Source organism: Sphingosinicella rhizophila, from assembly GCF_032378825.1.
Taxonomy (GTDB): Bacteria; Pseudomonadota; Alphaproteobacteria; order Sphingomonadales; family Sphingomonadaceae; genus Allosphingosinicella; species Allosphingosinicella rhizophila.
Map to the genome: position 1 here is coordinate 196,790 of NZ_JAVUPU010000006.1, position 25,032 is coordinate 221,821.

Sequence of the window (25,032 nt, forward strand, 5' to 3'; positions counted from 1 at the left end):
TTCGAAGAGAGGATATCAGCATGAAAGCCCAGCCAGTTCAAAAGACGGTCGGCGGCGTCACCTTCGAGGACCGCTTCGCGCACCTTCATGAAGACACGCCAGAAGCCTTGGAATGGCAGTGGGCGCGCGATCGCAAGGCGCAGGAAGCGGCGGAGGCTTCGCCCAATTATCGGCCGGTCTATGACCGGCTGTTCGCACTCACCGACGCCGGCGGCCACACCGTGCCGCGCAAGCGTGGCGGGCTGTGGTTCGGGCACGCCAAGGAGGGCGACGATGTGGTCCTCCAAGTGTCGGAGACGCCGCGCGGCAAGGGCAGAAGGCTCGCGTCGCAAAAGGCCCTGGCCGAAGCGGCCGGCGGCAAGCTCGGGATGATGACCTGGTTCGAACCCTCCCCGAACGGGCGCTATGTCGCCGTGGCCTGGGGCATGGACGGCGATATGACCGGTACCTGGTCGGTGTTCGAATCCGCGACCGGTCGGCGTGTGCTGGACACGCCCGCAATCGCTTATTCAGGCGCACGGCCGGGCTGGCTGCCGGACGAGAGCGGATTCTGGTTGGACGGCCGCACCGACCAAGGCCTGCACCGTCTGCGTTTCGTTCCCGTGACGGAAGGAAGTGCCGAGCGCGACGAGATCGTCCTGCCAGAAAGCCTCGTCGAATCGAAGCATAGCGGACTGACGCTGCACGTCTCCCCCGACGGCCGCCGCGGCGTGGCCGTCACCGAGCCGCACGAACATGTCGCGCTCGTATTGATCGATCTCGTCTCCCTGGAGGCGAAGCCCTTCGTGCCGCAAGGCTATCATGGCGAGTGCGACGGCAGCTGGATCGACGGAGAGACTTATGTGGCTCGGGTCAATGACGGCGCGCCGCGCGGGCGGGTTGTTGCGATCCCGGCCGCGACTTCGACCGATCGCTCGACCTGGCGCGAGCTGGTCCCCGAAGGCGAAGGCTTTATCGGCTGGGCCGGCGTGATCGGCAATCGCCTCTATGTCGGCGACCTGGTCGACGTATCGTTGCGTGTGCGGACGTTCGATCTCGACGGAAAGCTGATCGAAACGCTTCCCCTCGAAAATCCCGGATCCTCGCCCTCCATGCTGCTCGAACGCGCCGTGCGCCCTGGCGAAGCCTTGTCCTTCACCCATAGCAGTTTCACGCGGTCGCCGGTCCTGTTCACCCACGATCCGGAGACGGGGACACTGGAACGGCATGGCGAGCCGGCCAACCGGCTGAACGATGTGGTCGCCGAGCAGCGTTTCGCCACCAGCAAGGACGGAACGAACATCCCCTATTTCATCGTCTACCGGAAAAACCTGGATACCAGCCGCCCGCAACCGGCCCTGGTCCACGGCTATGGCGGCTTCAACATATCGCTGCTGCCGACCTTTCCGACCATGTTCGTGCCGTTCATCGAGGCCGGCGGGATCTTCGTCCAGGCGTCGCTTCGCGGCGGCGCCGAATATGGCAAGGCCTGGCACGACGCCGGCCGGCTGGCCAACAAGCAGAATACGTTCGACGATCTCGAAGCGGTGGCCAAGACCCTCGTCGCCGAGGGTGTTTCAACTCACGACCAGATGGCCTTCATGGGGGGCAGCAATGGCGGCCTGCTCGCCGGCGTTGCGATCGTCCAGCAGCCGAGCCTATGGCGCGCTGTCGTGCCGACCGTGCCGATCTTCGACATGCTGGAGCCACTGCCCGACAATCCCGCCATCGCCGGCATTTCGGCCATCTTCTACGAGGATTATGGCAATCCGAGCGTGCCCGCAGATGCGGCCAGCGCCCGGCTTTGGTCGCCTTATCACAATGTCGCCGACGGCATCGCCTATCCTGCGGTCTATCAGGTGTTCGGCGAGAAGGATCTGGGCTGCATGCCGTTCCACGGCCGCAAGTTCACCGCCCGCCTGGACGAAGCCAATATTGGCGACCGGCCCATCCACTTGCGGATCTGGCGCGACACGGGCCATGGCGTGGCCGACCCGGCCAAGGCAGCGGCCTGGAACGCCGAATGGCTGGCGTTCGTGATGGACCAGCTTGGCATGCGCTATAAGGAAGAGGGACAATGATGAGCGAAAAAGCGACGATCGACCAACTGGCCGCGGATTATTGGCAGGCTCTCGTCTTGCGTGAGCCTTATTATGCCTTGATGGCGGGGGAGCGGGTCGAACGGTTCCCGAGCGGCTCGCTTGCGGGAGCCGAGGCGGCCGCCGACACGGCCCGCACCTTGCTCGCGCGGCTCGACGCGATCGACCTGTCCAATCTCGATCGAGGCGACAGTCTCACCGCCGAATTTCTCCGCTACATGCTGGAAAGCGATACGAGCGAGCCGGACAGGTGGTGGACCAGCTTCGGCATTGCGCCCTACTCGGCATCGGGGCTGTCGATGATGCCATCGATGCTGTTCGCGCCGATCGACGTGACCAAGCCGGAAGAGGCGCAACGCTATCTGCAGCTGGTTGCAGATTTTGCCGGGGCCATCGATGCGCTGCGGGAAAAGACCGAGGCGCAGGCCGAACGCGGCTGGCGCCTGCCCAAGCCGGCCTTGCCCGGCGCACGTATCACGCTGGAGAGCATCGGCGCCGCGGCCACCGCATCGCTCGCCCTTTCGACGGAACGCACCAAGGATGAGGCGCTGCGCGCGGATGTCGACCGTCTGATCGAGGAAAAGCTGAAGCCGGCCTTCACCGGATTGCTCGCGGCGATCGGCGAGGATTATGAGGCCGTCGCGCCCGAAGAGGTCGGCATCTGCCACCAGCCGGGTGGCGCCGATGCCTATCGCGACTGGCTGCGCTACCATCTCAGCTTCGACGCCTCGCCCGAGGAAATCCACGAAATCGGCAAGGCGGAGGTGGAGCATCTGACCGCGGCGATGGCGAAGCTCCGCCTCGACGCGTTCGGCCACAATGGTGACGAAGCGGCTTTCCACGAGCGGCTTCGGCAGGATCCTCGCGCCAAGGCGGAAAGCCCGGAAGCGCTGGAAGCGATCTATCGCCGCCATCTCGAGCGGATGGCTCCAGTCTTCGCCAGGATCGTGCGCAAGGCGCCGCAGGCCAGCGCGACGGTGAAGCGCCTCGCTCCGGAGATGGAGGCGGGCATGACCTTCGGCTATTATGCGCCACCGTCGGGGTCCGAGAGGCAGGGCATCTATCATTATAGCGGCAACGGCATCCCCGACCGGCTGCAGATGAATGCGGCTCCGCTCATCTTCCACGAGCTGGTGCCGGGTCACCATGTCCATATCACCCGCCAGGCCGAAAATGAGGCCCTCCCCGATGTTCGCCGCCGAACCTTCATCTTCGGCGCGTTCAACGAAGGCTGGGCGGAATATTCGGCGGGCCTTGGTGAGGAAGCAGGCCTCTACGACGATCCCTACGATCTCTATGGCTGGCTGTCGCACCAGCGCTTCGTCGCCCAGCGACTGGTGGTCGATACCGGCCTCAACTTCTACGGCTGGTCGCTCCAGAAGGCGCGCGACTATATGAGCGCCAACACGCTGGAGAGCGAGACGCAGGTGGCGAGCGAGACCTTGCGCTATGCGACCGACATGCCCGGCCAGGCGCTCGGCTACCGCATGGGTTTCCTCAAATTCCGCGAATTGAGGGAGAAAGCGCGCGCCCGGCTGGGCGAGAGTTTCGATCTTGCGGATTTTCATGAGGCGATCCTGGAACAGGGCGCGCTGCCGATCGAATTGCTCGAAAAGAGCCTGGACGATTGGGCGTCGGAACGTCTTCGTGCTTAGGGTCAGGCACTAAACCAGCGTCCACAATCGAAGGCGAATCATGACCAAGCGTGCGCGAGACTATGGCATTCCCTTTTCCGGGACGCCGGGGCCCCTCAACGCCATTACCGACGTTCCCGGTGTAGAGGTCGGCTATGCGACGATCTGGGAAGGCGCAGGCAAGCTGGAGGTCGGCAAAGGTCCGGTCAGGACCGGCGTGACCGCCATCCTGCCGCGCGGCAAGGCCGACTCCGCGCCCTGTTTCGGCGCCTGGGCGTCGCTCAACCATGGCGGCGAAATGACCGGCACGATCTGGCTGGACGAGCGCGGGCTGTGCGAAGGGCCGGTGCTGATCACCAACACCCATCAGGTGGGCGTGGTTCGCGACGCCGCCATCACCTGGATGCGCCGCAACGCCTATGACGCGCTCTATCTGCTGCCGATCGTCGCCGAGACCTATGACGGCCTGTTGAACGACATCGATGGCGGTCACATCAAGCCGGACCACGTCTTCGAAGCTCTGGATAGCGCCCGCGACGGGCCGATCGCGGAAGGCAGCGTCGGCGGCGGCACCGGCATGATGTGCTACGAATATAAGGCCGGGACCGGCACTGCTTCGCGGGTGCTGCCGGCCGAGCAGGGCGGCTATACGGTCGGTGTGCTCGTCCAGACCAATTATGGCGAGCGGCGCTCGCTGCGGCTGGGCGGAATCAGGCTGGGCGAGCGGCTGGCCGACGATCGCCCGCGCTTCGCCGACGATGCGCTCATGCCGCAAGGTCATGACAGCCAATATGCACGCTGGGTCAGCGGCGGCAAACGGCCACAGACCGGCAAAGATGCCGGGGACGGCTCGATCATCGTCATCGTCGTCACCGACGCGCCGTTGCTGCCGCATCAGCTCAAGCGGGTCGCCAAGCGACCCGGACTCGGCATCGGCCGACTCGGCGGCCTTGGCGCGGCCTTGTCAGGAGACATCTTCCTTGCCTTGTCGACCGCCAACCAGGAGGTGAGCGAGGCCGGCAATGCCCGGCCCGTCCAGCATTTTCCGAATCTCAATATCACCGCGATCTTCGAGGCCGCGATCGATGCGACCGAGGAAGCGATCGTCAATGCGATGGTCGCCGCCGAACCTACCGAGGGCGCCAATGGATTCTTCGTTCCTGCGATTCCGATCGAGCGCGTTCGCGCCATTCTGGCCGAACATCATTTGCTAGAGACCAAGGAATGACCGAGCAAAAGCTCATTGTGACGATGGTCAATCACGTCGCCGTCGACATGGCAGCGGCGCCCGACGCCGTCTGGAAGCTGATCCTCGAGGAATATGTCGAGGCGAAGAAATTCCAGGAAGGCGGCTATTCGATCGAGTCGATCGACGATCCGGCCGCAATCCATGGCGGCTATATCATGCGGCTGTGGAAGGACGGCATCAAACTCGACGAGCGGATCTGCCACATCACGGAGCGCGACGAAGCGGCCCGACGGCTGAGCCTGTACGCCGATTATGTTGCGATACCCGGCGGCATGCAGGTCTATGCGACGTATCACGCCCGGGAATCGGCCGGCGGCGGCACCCGCTACGCGCTCGATTGCCATTCCCGAATCGGGATCGAAGTGCCGGCCGATGCCACCCGGTCGGATGTCGCCACCATGATCGCGACCTTCACGAAGCAGGCCGACGGCGCGCTGTACGACTATCTGAACAGCGTCAAAGCCAAGGCCGAGGGCTGAGAAACAACCGGAGTGTATGAGATGAATGCCACTTCACCGTCAGCGATGGCCGACGTCCGTGATACGCCCCGCTTCCGCGACATCGAACAGCGCTACCGAAGCTGGCTGCGGCCCGGCGAGGGCGTGGCGGTCGATCTTGCCGACGTCGCCGCATCGCCGGATGGAAAGCAGGCCGCCGCCACCGCCACCATCTGCGAAAAACTGGAAGGTCTGAGCGCGACCCGGATCGTGGTCGTCGATCTGGAGCAAGGGTCGCAGCGGACCCTCACCCACGGCCCCAATTCGGACCGTCGGCCGCTCTGGTCGCCGGACGGCAAGAGCATCGCTTTCCTGAGCGATCGCGGCCAGCCTTATATCTTCCAGCCTTTCCTGCTCGATCTCGCCAGCGGCGAGGAGCGGGCCGTCACCGGCATCGACGGCTGGGTCGAATATCATCACTGGTCCGCCGATGGCCGCCAACTCCTGCTCGGTGTTGCCGGCTTCGGCGCCGATCTTGCCGGCGCGCAAGGCGGCTTCTCGATCGCCCGCAAGGACGAGGACAAGCCCGCCTGGCTGCCGGAGATCGATGCCGGCACCAGCGCCGAATCCTGGCGGAGCCTGTGGGTTTACGACCTGGCGAGCGGCACCGCACGGCAGGTGTCGCCGCAAGGGGTCAATGTCTGGGAAGGCCAATATTGCGGGGCGGACGGCTTCGTCGCGATCTGCTCCGACAGCCCGGGCGAAGAGGAATGGTACAAGGCCGACGTCCGCCACTTCGGCCTCGACGGCGGCAGCCGCACCCTCTTCACCCCGACCAATCATCTCGGCTGGGTCTCGGCCAGCCCGAGCGGCAGCCGCATCGCCGTCGTCGAGGCGATCTGCAGCGACCGCACGATCGTTGCCGGCGATCTCAGAATCGTCGAACTGGCGACCAAGCAGGTTTCGAATGTCGAAATCGACGCCGATATCACCTCCACGGCTTGGCGGAACGAAGATCAGTTGTTGCTCACCGGCGCGCACGAGCCTGAAACTTACGTGCTGCTGCACAATCTTGTGGACGGCAGCACGACCCGTCTCTGGCAGGGAAAAGAGCTGACACCGGGGGGGATGCGCTTTGGCGACGCAAGCGGCCTCGGTACCGCACCGTCCGACATCATCTTCGTTCGCGAAGGCTGGTTCAATCCGCCAACCCTGGTGACGGTCAGCGGTGGGCAGGAGCGCGAAGTGCTGCGGACCGGGTCGAACGAACTGCAAAGCCTGGTCGCCGGCCTTGGCAAGGCCGAGGCTTTGTCATGGAAAGCGCCCGACGGCATGGAGGTTCGCGGCTGGCTGCTGACGCCCGATCGTCCGGGACCTCACCCGCTCGTCCTCAACATTCATGGCGGCCCGGTCTGGTTCTTCCGCCCCCGCTATCTTGGCAAGTCGATCCAGCATCAGGCATTGCTGAACGCCGGCTATGCGGTGCTGGAGGTCAATCCCCGCGGCTCGTCGGGTCGCGGACAGGATTGGGCCGGCCGGGTGTTCGGGGACATGGGCGGCGCCGACACTTATGATTATCTGTCCGGTCTCGATCATCTGGTCGAACGCGGCATCGTGGATCCCGAGCGGATCGGCGTCACCGGCGGCAGCTATGGCGGATTCATGTCGTCCTGGCTGATCACCCAGGACCAGCGTTTTGCCGCGGCCGTCCCTGTCGCACCGGTGACGGACTGGGTCAGCGAACATCTGACCTGCCACATCCCCTTTTTCTGCACGATCTTCCTGAAGGACGATATCGACAATCCGACCGGGAAATATCACAGCCGCAGCCCGATCCACTTCGCCAAGAACGTCAAGACGCCGACACTCAACATTTGCGGTGCGCTCGACAAGAACACGCCGGCCGGACAGGCGCTCGAATTCCACCATGCCCTGCTCGGCCATGGCGTGAAGTCGGTGCTGGCCACCTATCCGAAGGAAGGACATGGCATCCGCACCATGCCGGCCGCGTTCGACTTTCTCACCCGGGCAATCGACTGGTTTGTAGAGCATATGCCGCCTGGAGCCGCGAAACCCGACCGCGAGAAATAGGCTTAAACGAAGGGCTGACGACGGCCACCAATCCTCACCCGTCCAGAATATCGCGAACCTTTCGGGCGAGGGCATCGATCGAAAATGGCTTGGCGAGGAAGGCGACGCCATAATCGACGATGCCGTTATGGACGACCGCGTTGCGCGTATATCCCGTCGTATAAAGGATTTTCAGGTCGGGCCGCGCTTCCTGGGCGCGGTCGGCAAGCTGGCGGCCCGTCATGCCCGGCATGACGATGTCGGTGAAAAGAAGATCGATGCGCGGCTGGATCGCAAGCTGCTCCAGCGCCTGATTGCCGTCGGCCGCCTGGATCACGGTATAGCCGAGTTCGCGCAAGGCATCGACCGACATGTGCCGGACCCTTTCATCATCCTCGACGACGAGGATGATCTCCTCGACCTGCCCGGCCGGAATATCCCCGCGGCTGGCCTTCACGGCCTCGTCGGGCAACTCGCCGGCGTGGCGCGGCAGATAGAGTTTGACGGTCGTCCCCTGCCCTACTTCCGAATAGATCTTCACATGGCCTTGCGACTGTTTGACGAAGCCGAAAATCTGGCTGAGCCCCAGGCCGGTGCCGCGGCCCACTCCCTTGGTGGTGTAAAAGGGTTCGAACGCGCGCTCGATCACCTCGGGCGACATGCCGGTTCCGGTATCGGTCAACGACAGCATGACATATTGGCCGGGCGACACTTCTTCATGGCCTTGCGCATAGCGTTCGTCGAGCTCGGTGTTGGCAGTCTCGATCGTCAGTTTGCCTCCGTCAGGCATCGCATCGCGCGCGTTCACGGCGAGATTGACGAGCGTGCTTTCGAGCTGCGCGGGATCCGCGCAGATGCGCCAAAGGCCGCCTGCGAGCACGGTCTCGATGGCGACACGTTCACCGAGTGTGCGCCGCAACAGCTCGGACATGCTGCCCACGAGCTTGTTGGTGTCGAGAACCTTGGGCTGGAGCGGCTGCCGCCGTGAAAAGGCGAGCAGCCGCCCGGTGAGCGTGGCGGCGCGTTCGGCGCCTTCCGATGCGGCATCGATACACTTGACCAGCTTGGCATCTTCGCCGCCGGTGAGGCGCCGGCGCGCCATATCGAGACTGCCGATCACGATCGCGAGCATATTGTTGAAATCATGCGCTATTCCGCCCGTCAGCTGCCCGACCGCTTCCATCTTCTGGAGCTGGCGCACCTGCGACTGGGCAAGCTGGCGCTGCTGGACCTCCTCCCGAAGATGTTCGTTCGTCTTTTCGACCTCGACTATCCGTCGCCTGGCGTCGCGCACGACGAAATAGGCAAGCACGATGACGAGCAGGGCACTGAAAAACAATGCGAGACGCGACGCCATGCTGATCCATCCGGCATTGGTCGCGCGAATTGCGAGAAGCCTCTTCTCTTCCTGCATCATGTCGTTGATTGCGGCCCTCGCCTCAACAATGTGACGCTGGCCAGCGCCCGTTTGCAGAACACCGACGGCGTCGGCTCGGCGACCGAGGCGAACAAGCGCGACGCTGGCGCCGAGCTCGTTGAGCTTGGCCTGGATGGCCGGACGCATCCGCTCCATATTCCGGCGCGCAACGGCGTTGTCAGCGACGGCGCCCTCAAGAGTGTCCAATTCCCGGGGCAAACGCAATATCGCCCGCTGATAGGGTTCGAGATAGACATCGCGGCCCGTCAGCAGGAATCCGCGCCGGCCGGACTCGGCTTCGGTGATCAGACTGCGAACGAGGTTGAGGCGCGTCTGGACCTCGAGCGTATGACGCACCCAAGCGACCGCCGCCTCCTGGCGTATCGACAGCAAAATGGCGGCCAGTGCGCTGAGGATCAGGAAGAAGAATCCGATGCCCAGCGGCGCGAGGGCGCGGGTTGGACGACGAACCAGCATGGGAATCCCCTCCGACAGCTAGCCGCCCTATCTGCCGCACGGCCCGAGGCCGGAGCTATATTCAATCGCTTCGCGCCCGCAACGAAAAATATAACGGTGACCGCGTCGGTCGGCAACGAGGCGGACAGTTGGGCTAATGCCTGTTGGCTAGTGCCACGACGATCGCGCCGCCGACCGTCGCATAACCGAGGAAGAGGATGACGCCGCGCCCAGGCCCGAACCAGGCGCAGGCGATCGCGAATGCGAGAGCGATGAGCCCCCATCCTATCGGACGCAGGTTCGCCGTCTGCTTCCTTGCCAATCCGTGCCCGATCACGGCCCCGCGCGGCGTCGCCATACACAATGCCAGAAACGAGGCGGTCGCCAGCAGGAGCAGCAGCGCATGGACGATCATGCCACCACCTGCTCCCGCTTGCCCGGGCGTTTCAAGGCGTGGCGGCTTCCAACGAGGGCAAGCCGGTTGGCGGCAAAAGCAAAGCCGAAGGCCAAAGCCAGCATCATCAATTCGAAACCTGCAAACACCCAGTCGCCCGACATCAGGCTCGCCGGCAGGTTTCTGGCCGTGGCTGCCGCGCTCACCAGCGGGACAGCAGCGAACAGCAGGGCATTGCAACGGCAAAGCTCGATCCAGCCCCTCCGGACGGGGCGAAGGACAGCGAAGATGCCCGCGCCTAGCCAAGCCAGAAAGAGGCAATCCACCTCCCATTCGGCCCGGTCCGGCAGATCGACCGGCAGCAGGCGATTGGCGAGGAAATAGACGGCGATCGCCAGCGGAAACCCGGCGACGACCGCGATGTTGAGCCGTTCGACGACGCGAAAGCCAAAATGGGGCCGCTGCGGATCCGTCAGCTTCGAGCGGCGCTTGACGGTCCACAAGACCAGCCCGCTCACGACCATGGTCGTGCCTCCGACCCCCGACAGGAAATAAAGCCATCGCAACACCGCGTCGGCATAGCGGCCGGCATGAATGCCGATCATCACGCCTTCGATCCGCTGTACGGCGCCCTTCGGTACGCCTTCGCCCATGAGCCGGCCGGTGACGCCGTCGAACTGCAGCATCTTGCCACGCGCATCCATCGACGCACCCGGCGCGCTGGTCAAAGTCACCCGCGCTACAGCATCGCCGGGCCGGGAGACGAAAATATGCCCGACGTCCATCCCCCATTGGAGGCGCGCCTCCTTCATCATCGCACTGAAGGATGCCAGCGGCGCTGCCTCACCTTGGCTTTCGGGAGCGCCGGCTACCGGAAAGGCTTCCGCGAAGAATTCGGACCGATTGGCATAGAGCGCAGCGACTGGAGCGGGCGAGAGCTGCCCTTCGAGCGTAACCAGTCCGGTATAGGTGATCATCAGATGAAAGGGCAGCGCGAGGACGGCCGTGACATTATGTGCATCGAGCCAGCTGCGCTGCCCCTTGCCCAATCGCAACATGAAGAAGTCTGCGAAGATCTTCTTGTGCGTGACGATACCCGACAGAATCGCCATCAGCATGAACATCGCGGCGATGCCGACCAGATAGCGCGCCCAGATGACCGGTAGATAGTGAAGGTCGTAATGGAAGCGATACAGGAAATATCCGCCTGCCGTATCGCGCGCGGTAACCGGATTCCCGCGCCCGTCGAGCGTCATTTCGGTGACCCCGCCCGCCGGCCCGTCTTCCGCCGGCGTCCAGAATAAAGCCGTCGTCGCGGCCCGATCTCCCGGCAGGGTGATGTACCAGGCGGATGAGCCCGATGCATTGGCGGCGAGCCAGCGCGCTGCACCGTCGGCAGCCGCGACCGGATCGGACGGCGTCGTCACCTCCGGCTGCATCCAGCGCGTGACCTCTTCCTGGAAATAGGAGATGGTTCCGCAGACGAAGATCACGAAGAGCAGCCATCCGAAAAGCAGGCCGGACCAGGTGTGCAGCCAGGCCATGGACTGGCGAAACCCGTCCTTCATCGCCCAGCACCAGCAAGCAGGGACCAAGCAAGGAGAAGACCGACAAGCAGGCCGACGCCGCCAAGCCAGAGCCAGAGCCTGAGCGCGCCGCGCGCGGCAAAGGCCCAGAGCAGAATGGCAGCATAGATGGCGAAGGAAACGATCATGCCGGCCGTCGCCGCATCGGCGCGCGTGGTCGGCAGGATCCGCGCCATCAGGGCGCTGGCGAGCGCCGCGAGCGCATAGCCATAGGGGATGACCGCCACGCGTGCCGCCATCGCGGCCGCCGAAAACCTGCGACGAGCCGCCACTCTCAGAAGGAACGGCCGACTGTCAGCCGCCAGCGGCGCTGCTCGCCGGGCACGTCAATCGCCGTCTGCGCGATCGCACTGTCCGAAGCTCCTGAACGAAATCGCATATCATGGCCCTTTTTCGGGGCTCATAGGTTTGTTGAGAATGATTATCAATATCGAGCCGCGACAGTCCCGCAAACGACCTCCTGCATCGGGCGTGTGACGGCTGACGGTCAGGTCCGGCGCCATGACGAGATGCGTTGGTCCGGACACTTGATCCGGACCAACTCCAATCCCGGTTACGGCTTTGGCGGAAGACCCAAAGCGATCCGCTCGATCTCGTCCGCCACCTTGCCGGCGCCGACGTCCTTGCCGATCGTATTGGACAGGACCGCCACGGTCAGGCGGTCCTTCGGATATTCGGCGAGCTGGGCGTTGAAGCCATTGATGCCGCCGCCATGGGCGACCTTGGCATGGCCATCCACCGTCTGCGTCATCAGGCCAAAGCCATATTCGACCGCCGGCATGCCCATACCCGCAAGCTTGGCGATGGCGATGCCGCTGTTCTGGCCGTCCTTCAGCTTGCCCGGCGCCGTCATCGCGGCGAAGGAGGCGGGCTTCAGCAATTTGCCGCCGAACAAGGCCGCATTCCAGCGGGCGAGATCGGAGGCGGTGGAGCGCATCGCGCCGCCGCCGCCCGGGGCGGTCATCGAGATGAAGGTCGCATTCTTGAACTTGCCGGGTCCATCGGCGGCATAGCCTTCGACGCGGCCGGCGACGATGTCGTTTTCATCGTCAATTGCCGTCCTGGTCATGCCCAGCGGACCGAAAAAACGCTCCTGGAACACCGCGCCGAGCGGCTTGCCTTCGACCTTTTCGACGATCGCGCCAAGGATGTAATAAGCGGTGTTGCTGTACATCCAGCTGGTGCCGGGTTCGAAATCCTGGGTCTTCTTCATCTTCGAGAAATAATCGACATATTCCTCGGTGCTGCGATGGACCATCGCATCCGCCTTCATATAATCTTCCTGGCTGGTGTAATTGTACAGCCCGGACGTATGGTTGAGCATCTGCCGGATGGTGATGTCGCCCCCACGCGGATAATTGGGATAATATTTGGACAATGTGTCGTCGATCGACAGCTTGCCCGCCTCCTGGAGCTGCAGCAGCGCCACGGCCGTGAACTGCTTGGTGACCGACCCGATGCGGAAGACGCTGTCATTGGTGACGGGCACGCTCATCTCCAGGTCGGCCGATCCGTAGCCCTTCACGAGCAATGGACTGCCATCCTTGTAGACGGCCACCTGCAGACCGGGACTCACACCTTCGGCGATGGCCTTCTGCACCGCCTGATCGATCGCGGCCGCGACCGCCTGATTGTCCGCCGCAATGGCCGGCGCCTGTATCATGACCACAGCCGCAACTGCAGCCAAAGCGAGTTTCACATTCCTGATCATCCTAACCCCCATATGTTCGATTCCATGCCGCCTGTATTGCTCAAGCAAGACACATAGAAAAGGCCATAATGATTTCAGAGTAAGTGAACGAGGAAAAGAGGGCCGGATTTTTCGGTGCCCAGGCCTGTGATGGTCGCGATGTCGAGTGAGGACCGCGCCCGTGCCCAAGCAGCAAGCACCGGCTTGATCTTGCCAGCGAACCGCCGGGCGTCCTAGGACCCGCTGCAATTCACGAAGATTGGCGGAAGCGGACCATGGACACTGAACGGTTGAAGCAGCGTATCGGCGATATGTGGGATGACGAGATCATCCCCGAGCTCACCGACTATATCCGCATCCCGAACAAGTCGCCGATGTTCGATCCGGACTGGGAGGCGCATGGCTATATGGACGCCGCCGTGACGCAGTTCGAACGCTGGGCCAAGGCGAAGGCCGAAGCCCTTCCCGGCGCGGTGGTGGAAGTCGTCCGGCTGGAAGGCCGCACGCCGGTGATCCTTATCGACGTTCCGGGCGAGGGCGAGGAAATTGTGCTGCTCTACGGCCATCTCGACAAGCAGCCCGAGATGACCGGCTGGACCGACGGCCTTGGTCCGTGGATCCCGCATCTTGCGGAAGACAGATTATACGGCCGCGGCGGCGCGGACGACGGCTATGCGATGTTCGGCTCGCTCGCCGCGATCATCGCGCTTCGGGAACAGAATATCTCCCATGCGCGATGCGTCGTCCTGATCGAGGCCTGCGAGGAATCGGGCAGCTACGATCTGCCTTTCTATATCGATCATCTTGCCGACCGGCTCGGCAAGCCGAGCCTGGTGATATGCCTCGATTCGGGCTGCGGCAATTACGACCAGCTCTGGCTGACCACCTCCCTGCGCGGCATGACCGCCGGGACCCTTTCGGTCCATGTGCTGGAAGAAGGTGTCCATTCGGGCAAGGGATCCGGCATCGTGCCGTCAAGCTTCCGCATCCTCAGGCAATTGCTGTCGCGGCTGGAAGATGAAGAAAGCGGCGCCATCCGGCCGGCCGAACTCCATGTGGAGATCCCCGCCGACCGGATCGAGCAGGCGCGACAGGCCGTGGTGATATTGGGTGACGAAGTCCGGACCTCGATGCCCTTCGTCGAGGGCATGCATCCCGTAACGGAGGATCTGACCGAACTGACGCTGAACGGTACCTGGCGCCCGCAGCTGGCCGTTACCGGCGTCGGCGGGGTGCCGCCGATCGAAAATGCCGGCAACGTGCTCCGGCCCTTCACGTCCCTGAAACTCAGCATGCGGTTTCCGCCGACGCTCGACGCCAAAAGCGGGGCGGCCTTCGTGAAGGCGCTCCTCGAGAAGGATCCGCCTTATGGCGCCAAGGTCACGTTCGAGATCAACAGTTTCGCGACCGGCTGGGCCGCGCCGGAACTAGCGCCCTGGCTGGCGGAGTCGCTCGACCGCGCTTCGGACCTGGCCTTCGGCAAGCCGACGGCCTTCCTGGGCGAAGGCGGAAGCATTCCGTTCATGGCGATGCTGGGCGAGAAATTCCCGGACGCCCAGTTCATGATCACCGGCGTGCTGGGGCCGCATTCCAATGCCCACGGCCCCAATGAATTCCTCCACATCCCGATGGGCAAGGCGGTCACCGTCGCGGTCGCCCAGGTGCTGAAGGACCATTATGCCGCGCATGGCCTGAACAATTGAACAGAGCCTGATCTAGGCTCGTCCACGCTTATATATTTCCGAAGCGTCAGATGATTTCATCTGCTTTGAAGTGACTCTAGGCGCGCACGGCGACGATCGCGTCGAGCTCGATCGGAGCGCCGCGCGGCAGCGACGCCACCCCGACCGAGGTCCGCGCATGCGCGCCACGAAGGCCGAACAAGGCAGCGAGCAGATCGGAAGCGCCGTCCATGATCCGCGCATGGCTGGTAAACTCCGCGGGAGAGCGGATGAACCCGTTGATCTTCAATATGGCCTCCACGCGTCCGAATTCGCCATCGAGAGCGGCGCCGATCTGCGCGGTGAGGTTGAGCGCGCACAGTCGCGCCGCGTCGATCGCATCCTCTATCGTCAGCGTCGTGGGAACCTCGCCCACATATTTCGGGACATTGTGCACGAGCGGCAACTGGCCGGCGATATGCAACATCGTCCCGGCGAGCCGGTATGGCCGGTAATTGGCGGCCGGCCGGGACGGCACCGGCAGCGTCAGTCCCAGCTCTCCAAGCCGTTCAATGACATGCGATTGCTCTTCGTCATGATCGGTCATTCACTGTCCTTGTGAAAGGTAACGCTCGATCTTGCTGCTTCGTCGACGCTGAGGCTGAAGATGTCGGGCCTGGAATAATGGCCCACGACATCGAAATCGTAGCGCGCCTTCACGAGTTCGCGTCGATCGATTTCGACCGTCAGCAATCCCGGTTCGTCGAACAGCGGACCGGCGAGCACGTCACCCAAAGGACCCACGATCACGCTGCCGCCGCGGATGTGCGGCCGGTCGGCGGCCCAGCCGTTCGAAGCCACGCCGAGTTCGGCAGGGCTGGGCCGGACCTGGCAGGCGCCGATCAGGAAGCAGCGGCCCTCATGCGCGATATGACGCATCGTGCTCTGCCAGATGTCGCGATCGTCGACGGTCGGGGCGCACCAGATGTCGAGCCGCTTGGCGTACATGGCCGTGCGCAGCAGCGGCATGTGATTTTCCCAGCAGATCGCAGCGCCGATGCGCCCGGCCGCGGTTTCGACGGCAGACAAAGTGGATCCGTCGCCCTGCCCCCAGATCAGCCGCTCCGCGCCGGTGGGCATCAGCTTGCGATGTTTCGCCGCCAGTCCCGCTTCCGGGGTGAAGAAGAGCGCGGTGCAGTAAAGGGTGGCGCCCGACCGTTCGATCACACCGACGACCAGGCTGCAGTTGGTCCGTTCGGACAAAGCGGCAAGCGCCTCAGTCTCCGCGCCCGGCACGTCGATGGCATTGTCGAAATATCGGGCGAAGGCTTCGCGGCCTTCGGGCAGCCGATAGCCGAGATAGGTGCCGAACGTCTCGCCCTTCGGATAACCGCCGAGCAAGGCCTCCGGCATCACGATCAGAGCCGCGCCGGAAGCCGCGATGTCATCCCCATAGCCCAGGATCGCATCGAGGGTGGCCGCCTTGCCGTCGGCATGCGATCCAAGCTGCAGGGCTCCGACCGTGTTTTTCGTCATCCGCGTCTCCCTCGATCGGTTGCGACGGCAGAAGTTCAGGCTGCCTTTCCCGAACGTATCGCGCGCCGCTGGTCGACGGCTTCTGCCAGGATGTCGAGCATTTCAACACTTTCCTCCCAGCCGGCGCAGCCGTCGGTGATGCTCTGGCCGTAAACGAGCGGCCGGCCCGACTCCAGCGCCTGCTGGCCCGCGACCAGATGGCTTTCGATCATCAGGCCGAAAATGCGCGTCTCCCCTTCCGCGAATTGGCCGGCAATGTCGCGGACCACCTCGATCTGATTCTCCGGCCGTTTCCGGCTGTTGCCATGGCTGGCATCGACCATCAGCCGGCAGGGAAGCGACGCAGCCGACGCTGCGCGGCAGGCCGAGTCGATATTGTTCCGGTCATAATTGGGTTCGGAGCCGCCGCGCAGGATGAGGTGACAATCCTCATTGCCGCCGGTCGCCACGATCGCGCTATGGCCGCCCTTCGTGACCGACAGGAAATGATGGGGCTGAGACGCCGCCTTGATCGCGTCCAGGGCGATGCGAAGGTTGCCGTCGGTGCCGTTCTTGAACCCCACCGGGCAGGAGAGGCCGGAGGCAAGTTCGCGATGGACCTGGGATTCGGTGGTGCGGGCGCCTATCGCACCCCAGGCGACGAGATCGGCGATATATTGCGGCGTGATCATGTCGAGATATTCGGTGCCGGCGGGAAGGCCCATCTCGTTGATGTCGAGCAGCAGTTCGCGCGCCGTCCGCAAGCCCTTGTTGATGTCGAAGCTGCCGTCGAGATCGGGATCGTTGATGAGCCCCTTCCAGCCGACCGTGGTCCGCGGCTTTTCGAAATAGACGCGCATCACGATCTCCAACCGGTCGCCAAGGCGCCGCCGTTCGCCCATCAGCCGCCGCGCATAATCGCGCGCCGCCTCGGGATCGTGGATCGAACAAGGCCCGACCACCACAAGCAGGCGATCGTCGTCGCCGTTGAGGATGGCATGGATCGCACCGCGCGCGGCAAACACCGTGTCGCTGGCATGTCCGCTGATCGCGAATTCGCGCAGCAGATGCGATGGCGGTGACAATTCCTTGATTTCGCGAATGCGAAGGTCGTCGGTTCGTTGCGTCATGATCTTGTCCTGATGAAGAAGGAGGCCGGATCCGGCACTCAGCCGGACTGGCGGCCGAAATCGGGTTCGGCGACGTCCTGTCCCTGCGCGACGATGCCGCGGCGTATCGCTCGCGTGCGCGTGAACAGATCGAACAGGGTGTCTCCGTCGTCGAGGCGGATGGCCCGCTGGAGAAAGGACAGGTCCTCGGTAAATCGCTGCAGCATGTCGAGCACCGCTTCCTTGTTGGTGAGGAAGATGTCCCGCCACATGGTCGGGTTGGATGCGGCGATGCGGGTGAAGTCGCGGAAGCCACCGGCGGAATATTTGATGACCTCGCTTTCGGTCACCCGCTCCAGGTCCGAAGCCGTCCCGACGATCGTATAGGCGATGAGGTGCGGCAGGTGGCTGGTAACGGCGAGGACGAGATCGTGATGCTTCGCGTCCATCCGCTCGACCTTGGCGCCGAGCGAAGTCCAGAAATCGGAAAGCCTTTGCACATCCTCCACCCGGGCATCGTCGGCCGGCGTCAGGATGCACCAGCGGCCCTGGAACAGGGTCGCGAAGCCCGCATCGGGTCCGCTATTCTCGGTGCCGGCCACCGGATGGGCCGGAATGACGACGGCTTCGGGCAGCACGGCGCGGAGGCTCGCCGCCACGGCAGCCTTGGACGATCCGACGTCGCTGACGATCGCGCCGCGCGGCAGATGATCGGCAAGCGCCGCGCCCGCTTCGGCCATCGCGCCTACCGGAACGCACAGAATGACGAGATCAGCATCGCCAACCGCGTCGCCCGGATTGTCCGCCACCCGATCGACCAGGCCGAGTTGCGCCGCCCGCTCCCGCACCGCCGCATCCATATCGTAGCCGGAGAGCCCAACCTCCGGCATGGCCTCCCGCACCGCGCGCGCGATCGACGATCCGATCAGACCGAGCCCGACAAGAGCGACATTCCGAAAACCCATGGTCATCCTCCCCAAATTCCGTTCGCGCGGCCCGCACGAGCACAAAAAAACCCGCTCCGTTTCGGGAGCGGGGCCTTAACCCTCGTGCGGTCCGCGCGTGACTAAATCGCGTCGGTCCGCACCGCTCCCCTATGGGCGGCGATAAAGCTGCTAAAATAATAGGCTGCGACGGGTGAAGCCCATGCGCCGTCGCTGCCGGCCATCAGGGCCAGCCGGTCGATCGCGACATGTTCGTTCGTGCCAAGGTTCGGCATATCCACTCCGTTGCCACGCGACATGCACCGGCCCAATGCCCGGCGTCAAGGCCGTTCGGCGGAGCAAAGCTTTCCCCGCTTGACAGACTGCCCGAGGGGCGTCAGCCTTTAGGGACGAGCGCAATCCTGCGCCTTTCGGAGCAAAGTGATGAACAAGGGACGAATCTTCGATCGCCTCTGTCCGATCGCCAGCTCCTATTTTACCAGCTCGTTTACCGGCCGATACGTTCTCTGAGGAGCGTATCGGGGCCGCACAGACACTTTCCCACAATTCGAGCTGAGATGCCGCCTGGAGCGCGGCCGCACATGGCGGCAGCGGGCGGCGATGGGACATTATGGTTGAGATCAAGAAAGAGCCGCAGCCGCAGGCCGGCACTGCGACCGTCAAATCACTGGAGTCGCTCCGGTCGAGGATCGATGCGCTCGACGAGGAATTGCTCGCGCTTATCGAAAGGAGGCTTGCCCTCTCGGCCTCGGCCGCGACCGTCAAGGAGAAGGACGCGACAGCGCCGCTCCGGCTACGCCCCCGCCGGGAAGCCGAGATATTGGACAGGCTGGTCGATCATGCCTCAGCGGCGCCGGAGACCCTGGTCAGGCGGGTGTGGCGCGAATTGATGGCGTTCGGGCTCCACGCCCAGGGGCCCATCGAACTTCTGATCCATGCGCCGGGCCGCAATACGACCGTTACCGAACATACGCGCGCCCGTTTCGGTTCGGCCGCGGCGATCACCCAGGTCCCGGACGTGGAGCAATGCCTGCATGCGGCGCGGACGCGCGAAGCGGTGGCGATCGTCGAGCTTCATCCGCTCAGCAATTGGTGGGTCGAACTGGGCAGCGAGGCGGCGCTGAGGATCTTCGATACGATAGGCGACGAGACAGGCGATATCCTTGCACTCGCCATCGGCCGTGTCTCCGAACAGGATGTCCCCCCCTCCCCGCTTTACCCGATCATCGGCATGGGCTCGCTCGAGCTTCGCCGCGGCAAGGGCGAGAATATCAGGGCACTGGCCGCCGCCGGCCATCTCCGCCTTTGCCTCAGCCAGGGGACGGCGCGATGAACGACCAGGCTGCACATTCTGGCCGGCTCGTCGGCAGCGCGTCCACCGGGCTTCGCGGGATCATCCAGGTGCCCGGCGACAAGAGCATGTCGCATCGGGCGCTGCTGTTCGGCGCCATGGCCGAAGGCGAGACAAAGATCACAGGATTGCTGGAGGGCGAAGACGTTCTCCGCATGGCGACGGCGGTCGAGGCGCTCGGCGCCAAGGTCCGGCGGACCGGCGATGGATCATGGCGCGTCGAAGGCGGCCCGTGGCACAGCGCCGACGCGCCGCTCGACTGCGGCAATTCCGGAACGGCGGCGCGCCTGCTGATGGGGGCGGTCGCGGGCATGGCGATCGAGGCGCGCTTCACCGGCGACCGATCCCTGAGCAGCCGCCCGATGCGCCGGGTACTGGCGCCGCTGGAGGCGATGGGCGCGAGGCTGGTGGACGGCGACAGCGATCGATTGCCGCTGACGGTCAAGGGGGGATCGCTCAATGGCATCAGCTATCGCAACGAAGCGGCATCGGCGCAGATCAAATCGGCCATATTGCTGGCCGGACTCCATGCGCAAGGCGAGGTCGAGGTGATCGAGCCGCGGCCGAGCCGCGACCATAGCGAAAATATGCTCCGTTCCTTCGGGTGCGATGTCGAGAGTATGGATCGGCATGGCGAGCGCTTCATCCGCCTGGGCGAGCGGCGGCACCTGAAGGCGAGCGATGTGGAAATCGCCGGCGACCCATCCTCCGCTGCCTTCCCGCTCGTCGCGGCATTGATCACGCCCAATTCCGAAGTGACCGTTCGGAACGTGCTGTTGAACCCGCTTCGCACCGGCCTGTTCGCGACGCTGGAGGAGATGGGCGCCGATATCGTTGTCGCCAACCGGCGCGTACGCGACGGAGAATGGGTCGGCGACGTCACGGCTCGCACGTCGAGATTGAAGAGCGTGGAGGTTCCAGCGCAGCGCGCGCCGTCGATGATCGACGAATATCCTATCCTCGGCATCGCCGCCGCCTTTGCCCACGGCCGCTCGATCATGCACGGCCTTGCCGAATTGCGGGTCAAGGAAAGCGACCGCCTGGCCGCCATCGTCGCCGGCCTCACCGCCTGCGGCGTCGCGGCGCGATCCGAGGAGGACAGCCTGGTCGTCGAGGGTCAGGGTACGGCGCCCGCCGGCGGATGCGACGTGACGACGCATGGCGACCACCGGCTGGCAATGTCCTTCCTCGTCATGGGCCAGGCAAGCGGCGCGCCCGTGACTGTGGACGAGGCGGAGATGATCGCGACGAGCTTTCCGGGGTTTGCGGACCTGATGCATTCCCTTGGCGCGCGGATCGAAGCGGGCGCGTGATGACGAAGCTGGTCGCCTATCAGGGCTGCCCCGGCGCCTTCGGGCATGAGGCATGTCTCACCTTCCTCCCCGATCGCGAACCGGTGTCGCAACTGGGATTCGCGCAGGTGATCGAGGCGGTGCTGGACAAACGAACCGGGCTCGGCATGCTGCCCTTGCGCAATTCCATCGCCGGCATGGTGCGGGAGGTGGAATCACTGCTGCCTGCGCGCCCGGTCACCATAATCAGCCGACATTGGCTTCCGATCCGGCTGCATCTGCTCGGCCGGCGCGGGGCGAGGATCGAGCAGATTCACAGCATCGTCAGCCATGAGATGGCGTTGGCACAATGCGGGATCAGCCTCGCCCGGCTCGACCGGACGATCTTGACGGCGCCGAATACGGCCGCCGCGGCGAAGGCGCTTGCGGAAGGACGGGATGAGGGTATCGCCGTGCTGGCGTCTGAAGCGGCCGCGGCGCTTTATGGCCTTTCCATCCTGCAGCGCGACATGCAGGACAAGCCGGACAACAGGACGGAATTCGTGATCGTCGCCGCGGGGGAGCGTCAAGATGAGCTTCAATAGCTTCGGCAAGGTCTTCCGCTTTGCCACCTGGGGCGAGAGCCACGGTCCGGCGATCGGGGCGATCGTCGACGGTTGCCCTCCGGGGGTCGCGCTCAGCGAGGAGGATATCCAGCCCTGGCTGGACCGCAGGAAGCCGGGCACGAACCGCTTCACCACCCAGAGGCGGGAAAGCGACCATGTCGAGATCCTCTCGGGCGTGTTCGAGGGCAGGACGACCGGGACCCCGATCAGCCTGATGATTCGCAACGAGGATCAAAGGTCCAAGGATTATGCGGCGACGGCCGGCGCCTACCGGCCGAGCCATGCCGATTATGTCTATGACGCGAAATATGGCGTGCGCGACTGGCGCGGCGGCGGCCGCAGCTCGGCGCGGGAGACCGCATCCCGGGTGGCAGCGGGCGCCATCGCCCGGAAGATCATCGATGAGGTGAAGATCCTTGCCTATGTCGTCGAGATTGGCGGCGACCCGATCGACCGCGACGCCTTCGACCTGGACGCGATCGAGCAGAATCCCTTCTGGTGCCCCGACCCACAGGCCGCGCTCCGCTGGGAAGCCTCGATCGACCAGGCACGGCGGGACGGAAGCTCGCTGGGCGCGATCGTCGAATGCGTCGCGGAGAATGTCCCCGCGGGTTGGGGCGCGCCCATTTACGCGAAACTGGACGCGGACATCGCCTCCGGCATCATGTCGATCAATGCGGTGAAGGCGGTCGAGATTGGCGGCGGTTTCGCCTCCGCGCGCTTGACCGGCGAGCAGAATGCCGACCGGATGCGAAGCGGCGACAATGGTCCCGTGTTCGCCACCAATCATTCCGGCGGAATCGTCGGCGGCATATCGAGCGGTCAACCCGTGCTGGTCCGGACGGCCTTCAAACCGACCGCTTCGATCCGCATTCCGCTCGAGACGATCGACCAGCAGAATCAGGATACGGAGATCGCCACCAAGGGCCGCCATGATCCCTGCGTCGGGATACGCGGCGCCCCGGTTGTCGAGGCAATGATGGCGCTCGTCCTCGCCGACCACAAGCTTCTGCACAAGGCGCAGTGCGGATGAGCGAAGGGCCCCGGAAGGAGCTTGTCGTCGCGCTCGGCGATCACAGCTACCCGATCCTGGTCGCGGACGGGCTGATCGACGATATGGGCGCGGAACTGGCGGGCATCAGTGCCGCCGAGCGCCTCATCGTCGTCAGCGACGAAATTGTCTGGTCGCTCCACGGGGCCCGCCTTTCGGCGTCGATCGCGAAAGCAGGACGCAGCGTCGCGCCCGTCATCCTGCCGCCCGGCGAAGGCACCAAGTCCTGGCCGGTCCTGGCCGACCTCGTGGATCGGCTGCTGTCGCTCGGTATCGATCGCGACGACCATCTCATTGCCTTCGGTGGCGGCGTGATCGGCGATCTCGTGGGCTTCGCGGCAGCGATCGTGATGCGCGGATGCGCCTATGTGCAGATCCCGACGACCCTGCTGGCGCAGGTGGATTCCTCGGTCGGCGGCAAGACCGCCATCAACACTGCAGCAGGCAAGAATCTGGTCGGCGCCTTCCATCAGCCCTCCGCAGTGCTGATCGATCCGTCGTTGCTGGACACCCTCCCGCTGCGCCATTTGCGCGCCGGCTATGCCGAAGTGGTCAAATATGGCCTGATTTCGGATCCCGATTTCTTCGCCTGGTGCGAAAGCCATGGTGCCGCCCTGATCGGCGGCGACCGGGACGCGCAGGTCCATGCCATATCGACAAGCGTCGCCAGCAAGGCGGCCATCGTCGGCGAGGACGAGCGCGAACGGAAAGGGCGGCGCGCGCTCCTCAATCTGGGCCATACGTTCGGCCACGCGCTGGAGGCCGAATGTGGCTTTTCCGATATCCTCCTGCACGGCGAGGCGGTCGCGGCGGGGAGCCTGCTCGCCTTCCTGTTCTCCGTCCGCCGCGGCCTCTGCCCGGCAGCCGACGCCGACCGTGTTCGGGATCATTTCAGCGCGGTCGGCATGGACCCGTCGGTCGCGGCTCCAGCCCTTCGCGGCGGCGGCAAGGCCCTGATCGCCCACATGCAGCTCGACAAGAAGAAGTCCGGCGGCACCCTGCCCTTCATCCTCGCCCATGGCATCGGCCAGGCCTTCATAGACCGCAATGTGGATATCGCGGATGTGGAGCTGTTCCTGGACGAGCAGGCGCGCGGGATCCGCCGCGATTGACTTTTCGCCCCGTTGCCGTCACCAGCCATTCCATGATCCAGACGACGAATTCGCGTGACATCGTGCCCGGCACTTCGCCGGCCGGCCCGCGGCGTTCGTCCATTTCCTATTACCGCTATCGTCACGCGAGGACGGGGCCGAGCTGATGTGCTGATCTGACAAGACGCCATTTTCGACCCCGTCCGGACCATCCGGGCGGGGTTTTTCTTTGATGAGGGGTGTGACGAATGCTGCAACAATTGGACATGGCCGGAGCCGCCGCCGCGATGCCGGAAAGCCGGACGACGCCGGCCGCCCATGGCTGCATCGACCGGGGTCCCAGTCCCGACGACTGGATCATCGAGCAGAATTGGCATGCCTTTACCGCGGAAGAGCATCGGGTTTGGGAAATATTGTTCCTTCGGCAGAAGGAGATGCTCCGGCACCGCGCCGTTTCCGGCTTCCTCGAAGGACTGGACCTGCTCAACTTCAGCCAGTCCGAAATCCCGGAATTCGCCAAGCTCAATACCATCCTGAACCAGCGGAACGGATGGACGGTCGTCGCGGTGCCGGGTCTGGTGCCGGACAGGATCTTCTTCCAGCTGCTGAGCGAGCGGCGCTTTCCGGCCGGCAATTTCATCCGCGAAGCTTCGCAGCTCGACTATCTGGAAGAGCCGGACGTGTTCCACGACGTGTTCGGGCACGTGCCTCTGCTCGCCGATCAGGCCTTCGCCGATTTCATGCATGCATTGGGCGTGCTCGGGCTCCAGGCGGGCGATAATGGCGCCATGCACCGGCTCGCCCGTCTCTATTGGTATATCGTCGAGTTCGGCCTGGTACGCGAGGCGGGCAAGGTGAGGATTTTCGGCGCCGGCATCGCTTCCAGCTTTGCCGAATCCCGCTACGCGCTGGAGAGCGACGAGCCGCAGCGGACCCGTTTCGACCTGATGCGGGTGCTTCGGACCCGCTATCGGTCGGACGCATTCCAGCGCGGTTATTTCGTGATCGAAAGCTTCGAGGAGCTTCTGAAGGACCTGCAGGGCACCGATCTGCTCGCCCTGCTGGCCGAGATCGAGGACCAGCCCGACCTGGAGCCGGACAGACTGTATCCGGGCGATCGGCCAGCTTAGACTCATTTGAAAGCAGCCGCACTGCGCTGCAAAAGCCACAGCCCGAATTTCATTTGCCCGAAGCGCTCAAATCCTTTTGCGATGGGGCCGGATGGCATTATTATTTGCGCCGAGGTAGCGCATGAACTTGCTTTGTTTATTGGGAATTCATCGGCGCTCGGTCCATGCGATCGCGCGCAAACAGGGCGTGACCGTCAGCATCTGCGAGCATTGCGCCCGGCCGATGGTGAAGCAGGAAGGCGGCCGCTGGGCGGCCGCCGAACCGCTTTAGC

At 64.2% G+C, this 25,032-nt stretch carries 23 protein-coding genes; 13 read left to right on the top strand and 10 right to left on the bottom strand.

Annotated features, from left to right (window positions below):
- Window positions 1-20: 20 nt before the first annotated feature.
- From RQX22_RS13265 to RQX22_RS13285, 5 genes are read left to right on the top strand one after another with little or no spacing between them, the layout of a single operon-like run.
- Window positions 21-2,060, top strand: a complete 2,040-nt coding sequence (locus RQX22_RS13265) for a prolyl oligopeptidase family serine peptidase (protein WP_315727022.1) — start codon at window positions 21-23, stop codon at window positions 2,058-2,060.
- Window positions 2,057-3,733: a DUF885 domain-containing protein gene (locus tag RQX22_RS13270; RefSeq protein ID WP_315727023.1), complete on the top strand. Its 1,677-nt coding sequence runs from the start codon at window positions 2,057-2,059 to the stop codon at window positions 3,731-3,733. Before RQX22_RS13265 ends, RQX22_RS13270 begins: the two co-directional genes overlap by 4 nt.
- 40 nt (window positions 3,734-3,773) lie before the next feature.
- On the top strand, window positions 3,774-4,940 hold the full coding sequence (locus tag RQX22_RS13275) for a DmpA family aminopeptidase (RefSeq protein ID WP_315727024.1): 1,167 nt from the start codon (window positions 3,774-3,776) through the stop codon (window positions 4,938-4,940).
- Window positions 4,937-5,440, top strand: a complete 504-nt coding sequence (locus RQX22_RS13280; RefSeq protein WP_315727025.1) for an SRPBCC family protein — start codon at window positions 4,937-4,939, stop codon at window positions 5,438-5,440. The genes RQX22_RS13275 and RQX22_RS13280 overlap by 4 nt, the downstream gene beginning before the upstream one ends.
- A gap of 45 nt (window positions 5,441-5,485) precedes the next feature.
- Window positions 5,486-7,489 (top strand): S9 family peptidase, encoded by a 2,004-nt coding sequence (locus RQX22_RS13285; RefSeq protein WP_315727026.1) that lies wholly within the window; start codon window positions 5,486-5,488, stop codon window positions 7,487-7,489.
- A gap of 34 nt (window positions 7,490-7,523) precedes the next feature.
- Here the strand turns inward: RQX22_RS13285 and RQX22_RS13290 are convergent, their stop codons facing one another.
- From RQX22_RS13290 to RQX22_RS13310, 5 genes are all read right to left on the bottom strand, one after another.
- Window positions 7,524-9,362, bottom strand: a complete 1,839-nt coding sequence (locus RQX22_RS13290; protein WP_315727027.1) for a CHASE3 domain-containing protein — start codon at window positions 9,360-9,362, stop codon at window positions 7,524-7,526.
- A gap of 133 nt (window positions 9,363-9,495) precedes the next feature.
- Window positions 9,496-9,756, bottom strand: coding sequence for a DUF3325 family protein (locus tag RQX22_RS13295; protein WP_315727028.1), 261 nt, complete (start codon window positions 9,754-9,756; stop codon window positions 9,496-9,498).
- Complete coding sequence (locus RQX22_RS13300) at window positions 9,753-11,303, bottom strand: PepSY-associated TM helix domain-containing protein (RefSeq protein WP_315727029.1); 1,551 nt, start codon at window positions 11,301-11,303, stop codon at window positions 9,753-9,755. Before RQX22_RS13300 ends, RQX22_RS13295 begins: the two co-directional genes overlap by 4 nt.
- On the bottom strand, window positions 11,300-11,560 hold the full coding sequence (locus RQX22_RS13305) for a hypothetical protein (protein ID WP_315727030.1): 261 nt from the start codon (window positions 11,558-11,560) through the stop codon (window positions 11,300-11,302). The genes RQX22_RS13300 and RQX22_RS13305 overlap by 4 nt, the downstream gene beginning before the upstream one ends.
- A 314-nt stretch (window positions 11,561-11,874) precedes the next feature.
- A complete protein-coding gene (locus RQX22_RS13310) occupies window positions 11,875-13,032 on the bottom strand; it encodes a serine hydrolase domain-containing protein (RefSeq protein ID WP_315727031.1) in 1,158 nt (385 codons plus the stop codon).
- Window positions 13,033-13,286: 254 nt separating this feature from the next.
- Here RQX22_RS13310 and RQX22_RS13315 point away from each other — a divergent pair, with 254 nt between their 5' ends.
- Window positions 13,287-14,714: a M20 family metallopeptidase gene (locus RQX22_RS13315; RefSeq protein ID WP_315727032.1), complete on the top strand. Its 1,428-nt coding sequence runs from the start codon at window positions 13,287-13,289 to the stop codon at window positions 14,712-14,714.
- 76 nt (window positions 14,715-14,790) lie between these two features.
- On the opposite strand, the gene RQX22_RS13320 is transcribed toward RQX22_RS13315, so the two are convergent.
- The 5 genes from RQX22_RS13320 to RQX22_RS13340 form a co-directional block, all read right to left on the bottom strand.
- Window positions 14,791-15,279: a RidA family protein gene (locus tag RQX22_RS13320; protein ID WP_315727033.1), complete on the bottom strand. Its 489-nt coding sequence runs from the start codon at window positions 15,277-15,279 to the stop codon at window positions 14,791-14,793.
- On the bottom strand, window positions 15,276-16,208 hold the full coding sequence (locus RQX22_RS13325; protein WP_315727034.1) for a carbon-nitrogen hydrolase family protein: 933 nt from the start codon (window positions 16,206-16,208) through the stop codon (window positions 15,276-15,278). Before RQX22_RS13325 ends, RQX22_RS13320 begins: the two co-directional genes overlap by 4 nt.
- Window positions 16,209-16,243: 35 nt before the next feature.
- The gene (locus tag RQX22_RS13330) at window positions 16,244-17,317 is read right to left on the bottom strand and encodes a 3-deoxy-7-phosphoheptulonate synthase (RefSeq protein ID WP_315727035.1); all 1,074 of its coding nucleotides are present in this window, start codon (window positions 17,315-17,317) and stop codon (window positions 16,244-16,246) included.
- 38 nt (window positions 17,318-17,355) lie between these two features.
- Window positions 17,356-18,261, bottom strand: a complete 906-nt coding sequence (locus RQX22_RS13335; RefSeq protein WP_315727036.1) for a prephenate/arogenate dehydrogenase family protein — start codon at window positions 18,259-18,261, stop codon at window positions 17,356-17,358.
- Between the two features lie 101 nt (window positions 18,262-18,362).
- Window positions 18,363-18,515 (bottom strand): hypothetical protein, encoded by a 153-nt coding sequence (locus RQX22_RS13340; RefSeq protein WP_315727037.1) that lies wholly within the window; start codon window positions 18,513-18,515, stop codon window positions 18,363-18,365.
- A gap of 335 nt (window positions 18,516-18,850) precedes the next feature.
- On the opposite strand from RQX22_RS13340, the gene RQX22_RS13345 reads away from it, so the two are divergent.
- The 7 genes from RQX22_RS13345 to RQX22_RS13375 all read left to right on the top strand — a co-directional run bounded on the left by RQX22_RS13345 (window position 18,851) and on the right by RQX22_RS13375 (window position 25,031).
- Complete coding sequence (locus RQX22_RS13345) at window positions 18,851-19,573, top strand: chorismate mutase (protein ID WP_315727038.1); 723 nt, start codon at window positions 18,851-18,853, stop codon at window positions 19,571-19,573.
- Entirely contained in the window at window positions 19,570-20,904 is a 1,335-nt protein-coding gene (gene aroA, locus RQX22_RS13350; RefSeq protein ID WP_315727039.1) for a 3-phosphoshikimate 1-carboxyvinyltransferase, read from the top strand. Before RQX22_RS13345 ends, aroA begins: the two co-directional genes overlap by 4 nt.
- A complete protein-coding gene (locus RQX22_RS13355) occupies window positions 20,904-21,467 on the top strand; it encodes a prephenate dehydratase domain-containing protein (protein ID WP_315727040.1) in 564 nt (187 codons plus the stop codon). The genes aroA and RQX22_RS13355 overlap by 1 nt, the downstream gene beginning before the upstream one ends.
- On the top strand, window positions 21,454-22,521 hold the full coding sequence (gene aroC / locus RQX22_RS13360) for a chorismate synthase (protein WP_315727041.1): 1,068 nt from the start codon (window positions 21,454-21,456) through the stop codon (window positions 22,519-22,521). Before RQX22_RS13355 ends, aroC begins: the two co-directional genes overlap by 14 nt.
- Window positions 22,518-23,651: a 3-dehydroquinate synthase gene (gene aroB / locus RQX22_RS13365; protein ID WP_315727042.1), complete on the top strand. Its 1,134-nt coding sequence runs from the start codon at window positions 22,518-22,520 to the stop codon at window positions 23,649-23,651. Before aroC ends, aroB begins: the two co-directional genes overlap by 4 nt.
- A 227-nt stretch (window positions 23,652-23,878) precedes the next feature.
- Window positions 23,879-24,760, top strand: a complete 882-nt coding sequence (gene phhA / locus RQX22_RS13370; RefSeq protein ID WP_315727043.1) for a phenylalanine 4-monooxygenase — start codon at window positions 23,879-23,881, stop codon at window positions 24,758-24,760.
- Between the two features lie 139 nt (window positions 24,761-24,899).
- Window positions 24,900-25,031, top strand: coding sequence for a hypothetical protein (locus RQX22_RS13375; protein ID WP_315727044.1), 132 nt, complete (start codon window positions 24,900-24,902; stop codon window positions 25,029-25,031).
- The last annotated feature ends 1 nt before the right edge of the window (window position 25,032 follow it).

Bases quoted from the DNA above. Each gene is read 5' to 3' on its own strand.
- RQX22_RS13265 (WP_315727022.1), top strand. From the start codon at position 21: ATGAAAGCCCAGCCAGTTCAAAAGACGGTCGGCGGCGTCACCTTCGAG.
- RQX22_RS13270 (WP_315727023.1), top strand. From the start codon at position 2,057: ATGATGAGCGAAAAAGCGACGATCGACCAACTGGCCGCGGATTATTGG.
- RQX22_RS13275 (WP_315727024.1), top strand. From the start codon at position 3,774: ATGACCAAGCGTGCGCGAGACTATGGCATTCCCTTTTCCGGGACGCCG.
- RQX22_RS13280 (WP_315727025.1), top strand. From the start codon at position 4,937: ATGACCGAGCAAAAGCTCATTGTGACGATGGTCAATCACGTCGCCGTC.
- RQX22_RS13285 (WP_315727026.1), top strand. From the start codon at position 5,486: ATGGCCGACGTCCGTGATACGCCCCGCTTCCGCGACATCGAACAGCGC.
- RQX22_RS13290 (WP_315727027.1), bottom strand. From the start codon at position 9,362: ATGCTGGTTCGTCGTCCAACCCGCGCCCTCGCGCCGCTGGGCATCGGA.
- RQX22_RS13295 (WP_315727028.1), bottom strand. From the start codon at position 9,756: ATGATCGTCCATGCGCTGCTGCTCCTGCTGGCGACCGCCTCGTTTCTG.
- RQX22_RS13300 (WP_315727029.1), bottom strand. From the start codon at position 11,303: ATGAAGGACGGGTTTCGCCAGTCCATGGCCTGGCTGCACACCTGGTCC.
- RQX22_RS13305 (WP_315727030.1), bottom strand. From the start codon at position 11,560: ATGGCGGCACGCGTGGCGGTCATCCCCTATGGCTATGCGCTCGCGGCG.
- RQX22_RS13310 (WP_315727031.1), bottom strand. From the start codon at position 13,032: ATGATCAGGAATGTGAAACTCGCTTTGGCTGCAGTTGCGGCTGTGGTC.
- RQX22_RS13315 (WP_315727032.1), top strand. From the start codon at position 13,287: ATGGACACTGAACGGTTGAAGCAGCGTATCGGCGATATGTGGGATGAC.
- RQX22_RS13320 (WP_315727033.1), bottom strand. From the start codon at position 15,279: ATGACCGATCATGACGAAGAGCAATCGCATGTCATTGAACGGCTTGGA.
- RQX22_RS13325 (WP_315727034.1), bottom strand. From the start codon at position 16,208: ATGACGAAAAACACGGTCGGAGCCCTGCAGCTTGGATCGCATGCCGAC.
- RQX22_RS13330 (WP_315727035.1), bottom strand. From the start codon at position 17,317: ATGACGCAACGAACCGACGACCTTCGCATTCGCGAAATCAAGGAATTG.
- RQX22_RS13335 (WP_315727036.1), bottom strand. From the start codon at position 18,261: ATGGGTTTTCGGAATGTCGCTCTTGTCGGGCTCGGTCTGATCGGATCG.
- RQX22_RS13340 (WP_315727037.1), bottom strand. From the start codon at position 18,515: ATGCCGAACCTTGGCACGAACGAACATGTCGCGATCGACCGGCTGGCC.
- RQX22_RS13345 (WP_315727038.1), top strand. From the start codon at position 18,851: ATGGTTGAGATCAAGAAAGAGCCGCAGCCGCAGGCCGGCACTGCGACC.
- aroA (WP_315727039.1), top strand. From the start codon at position 19,570: ATGAACGACCAGGCTGCACATTCTGGCCGGCTCGTCGGCAGCGCGTCC.
- RQX22_RS13355 (WP_315727040.1), top strand. From the start codon at position 20,904: ATGACGAAGCTGGTCGCCTATCAGGGCTGCCCCGGCGCCTTCGGGCAT.
- aroC (WP_315727041.1), top strand. From the start codon at position 21,454: ATGAGCTTCAATAGCTTCGGCAAGGTCTTCCGCTTTGCCACCTGGGGC.
- aroB (WP_315727042.1), top strand. From the start codon at position 22,518: ATGAGCGAAGGGCCCCGGAAGGAGCTTGTCGTCGCGCTCGGCGATCAC.
- phhA (WP_315727043.1), top strand. From the start codon at position 23,879: ATGCTGCAACAATTGGACATGGCCGGAGCCGCCGCCGCGATGCCGGAA.